The sequence below is a fragment of the Thiocapsa sp. genome, from assembly GCF_011390875.1.
Lineage (GTDB): Bacteria > Pseudomonadota > Gammaproteobacteria > Chromatiales > Chromatiaceae > Thiocapsa.
Genome location: NZ_JAABRP010000352.1, coordinates 1 through 3,183 on the forward strand (window position 1 = coordinate 1; position 3,183 = coordinate 3,183).

3 protein-coding genes and 1 pseudogene are annotated in these 3,183 nt (G+C 64.0%); 1 reads left to right on the forward strand and 3 read right to left on the reverse strand.

Going from position 1 to position 3,183, the window contains the following annotated elements:
- Positions 1–950 (forward strand): tetratricopeptide repeat protein (locus tag GPT33_RS18265; RefSeq protein ID WP_296811933.1); only part of this gene is annotated, 950 nt, incomplete at its 5' end.
- Between the two features lie 119 nt (positions 951–1,069).
- Here the strand turns inward: GPT33_RS18265 and GPT33_RS18270 are convergent.
- The 3 genes and pseudogenes from GPT33_RS18270 to GPT33_RS18955 form a co-directional block, all read right to left on the reverse strand.
- Positions 1,070–2,365: a DUF3422 domain-containing protein gene (locus GPT33_RS18270; protein WP_296811935.1), complete on the reverse strand. Its 1,296-nt coding sequence runs from the start codon at positions 2,363–2,365 to the stop codon at positions 1,070–1,072.
- A 190-nt stretch (positions 2,366–2,555) separates the two neighbouring features.
- Positions 2,556–2,732 carry a hypothetical protein gene (locus GPT33_RS18275; RefSeq protein ID WP_296811938.1) on the reverse strand — a complete coding sequence of 59 codons (177 nt, stop codon included), beginning with the start codon at positions 2,730–2,732 and terminating at the stop codon, positions 2,556–2,558.
- A gap of 139 nt (positions 2,733–2,871) precedes the next feature.
- Positions 2,872–3,108: pseudogene (locus GPT33_RS18955) on the reverse strand (hypothetical protein); the annotation flags it as partial.
- Positions 3,109–3,183 lie beyond the last annotated feature (75 nt).

Below are 3,183 nucleotides of genomic sequence, written 5' to 3' on the forward strand. Positions count from 1 at the left end.
ACGCCGCGGGCGATGCCTTGGCGTATCCGCCGGTATTCGGTCTCGGACAAGCGTTGCCGCTAACCTGGCTGAACCGGATGCGTGATGCCGGGAACGACGCCTTTTCGCACCTCGGGAAGGTGACGGCATCCAATGACTTCCTCGATGCACTCTACGTCGGCGGCGACGACGGCCTGCGCGGTCTGGTCGCCTTCATCCTCCAATATCGCGCCGAGCGGGGCGATCCGGATGCGGCCGAGCGTCTGAAACGATTTGCGCGCCTGCCGATCGGAACCAAGCAGACGCGCCTCGGGCTCCTGCGCCTGCTCCACGAAAAGGGTTTGCTGCCGCGCGGCGAGCCGCTCGAAATCTGGGACGGCGAGCGCGTGACGCCGGTCAAATTGGTCAGTACCGAGATCAGACGCGAGCCCGAGCCGAGCAGTCTTCCAAAGGATCTCGAGATGCTTCTCCAACGGTCAATCGACCGTTTCAACGAGAGGGACTATGAGGGCGCGGAGATCCTGTTGACCCGGATTCTCGAGCACGCCCCCGGGCATCGGGTCGCACTCGGCAACCTCGCCGCGATCCGCGGCGCTCAAGGTCGCCCTCAAGAGGCGTTGGATCTGCTTCGTGATGTCGTCGCCCGTTTTCCCGACTACATCTTCCCGCGCTGCAACCTGGCCGTCATGCTGATCGAGGCCGGCGAGCTCGACGAGGCCGAACGTCTGCTGGCGGGGCTCTACGAGCGGGCGAGCCTGCACGTGCAGGACATCTTCGTGCTCTACGGCGCACTGGCGATGCTGAGTCGGGCGCGCGGGGATCAGGCTGCCGCGGACGCTCTGATCGCAAGTCTCGAGCCGCTGGTCGAAGACGAGGACGACGCGCGCCGTTTAGCACTCGCCAAGCGGTTGCAGGGGCGGACCACGCCCGATGTCGGCAAGCGCGGTTGGTTCAAGCGCACGGATCCTTAAACCGCGTCTCCAAAAAGGTCTGAAAAAAGCATTGAGCTCGACACACCATAAAAATGACGGATTTCACTCTGGACGCGGTTTAAGCAACGAGACAGCGAGCGCGGGTCGTGCAGTCGGGATCACTCCGACACGGCAAGGCGCCGCTTGATCCGTCTGAGACCGAACCAGGCGAACCCGATCACGAAGGGGAGTGCGATTCCCATCCACAAGCCCGCATCGATCGGGATTCCGCCGCTTTCCAGACCTTTAAGTGCGTATCCGATGAGGCCGACGCCGTAGTAACCGATCGCGATGACGGAGAGCCCTTCGACGGTCTCCTGCAGACGCACCTGCAGCTGTGCGCGGCGATCCATGGACTCCAGCAGCCGCCGGTTCTGCTCCTGCAGCGCGACATCCACACGGGCGCGCAAGAGGCTGGTGATGCGGGCCGCGCGCTCCGCCAGGTCGTGCTGGCGGCGTTGGGTGGCTTCGCAGGTCGCGACCGCAGGGGCTAAGCGTGCGTCGAGGAACTCGGAGAGGGTCTGCAGGCCCTCGATCCGGTTTTGGCGAAGCTGCTCGAGCCGCTGTTGGATCATCCCGTAATAGGCACGGGAGGCATCGAAGCGATAGGTGGTTCGGGCCGAAACCGCCTCGATATCCGCGGCGACGCTGGTCAGCTCGCCCAGCAGCTCGCTCTCGAAGGCCGGCTGATCGGACGCGCCTTGACTCGACAGGCGCGATGCCACCATCGCCAAGCGACGATCGGCGTCGCTGAGGGCTGCAGACACGCCCCGTGCCAGGGGGAAGCCCAGCAGTGCCATGGCCCGATAGGCATTGATCTCCAAAACGCGTTTGGCCAGTCGCCCGGCCTGATTGTCGGACAGACCACAGTCGCGCAAGAGGATCCACGAGTACCCGTCGGCATGGATCTTATGGTCGGACCAAGCCCGCCCCGCACCCCCGACCACTTCCGAGCCGATGACCGGGTTGCCGTCGAAGAGCGCGACGAGCTCACCGTTGGTACGTTCGGGCAGATCGCAGGGCTCGATGGCCAGCGATGTGGCGGTGATCACCTCGCCAGGCAGGTCGCGCAGCCAGTCCTGCGGCAGATCGTCGATCAGCGGCTCGGCGAACGGGTGCTCGAAGGGGCCTTGCTTGCTGAAGGTGTAGGTAACGAACTCGGTGTGGCGCTCCCAACGCAGACGCATGGGTCCGAGGTCGGCCCAGTAGTGCTGATCGACCGTCTCCGGGATCGGCAGCCCGTAGTGCGCCAGCAGACGCATCAGGTGCTCCACATTGCGACCGCTCCCGCGCTCGCCGGAAACCGCGGCGAGGTGCGACACCCGCTCGGGCGCACGCAGAGGCTCGAAGGTACGGGCGTGCAGCTCGTCGGTGACGATATGACGGAGCAGATGCTCCTTAAAGGGGAGTGACATGCCGTGATGGTCCTGGTTGGGCGGCGCGAGTGTAACCGGGGGTTGTGACGAAGACTAGTCTTGGTCACGCCTCACGATCCCTGCCCGAGCGTCCGTCACGCGTCGATCGCGCGTGTTATGAAGCGCTTCAATTGGCGCAGGCACGCGAGGCCGTTCGGGGCCGGCGTTGCCTGCTCGATACCACCGGGACTCAGGTCGAGCTCTGCCCGGCGTCTACCTCCGGCAGATCACCCTCGGACTGCTCGACGTCCGCCGCATCGGATTGCGTGTTGTTGTTTTCGGTCTTGCGCTTCAGCTTCTCCTCCTTCTTCTTCTTTTTCTGCAGGTCGCGCTGACGTTTCTCGAACGCATAATTTGTTTTGGCCATCGTCATGATCTCGCTGTTCGGCGCCGAGACAGTCGAGACTGCCGGTCGGGCACCGGAAAATGGGGGTTGAAGAAGAGGCGAGGACGTCGGATCCCTTCGTTTTGGCGGAAAGGTCTCCTTCGCTTGCCTTCGCGGCGTGCTCCCGACGGATAGGGGCTGGATCCATGGGCGCGAGCCGGCATTGCTTCAGCGGGTCACGAGTACGCATCGGGAAGCGCGGCTGCCTTGCTTCGCACATGACGGAGAACCAGTCATCGATCAAGCGGATCGCCGAGCGTACCAGCATCGGCTCGCATGCTCTAGCGAGAAGGGCTGCCGAGGACCGATGCGGCTCGCGCTCATCGTTGGGATTGAAGACCCGGTGCGGGAGCGTGATCTGCTCGTGGAGCGCCTCTTCTTAGGGAATCTGGCTCGTAGGGAATCTGGCTCGTAGGGAATCTGGCTCAGCGAG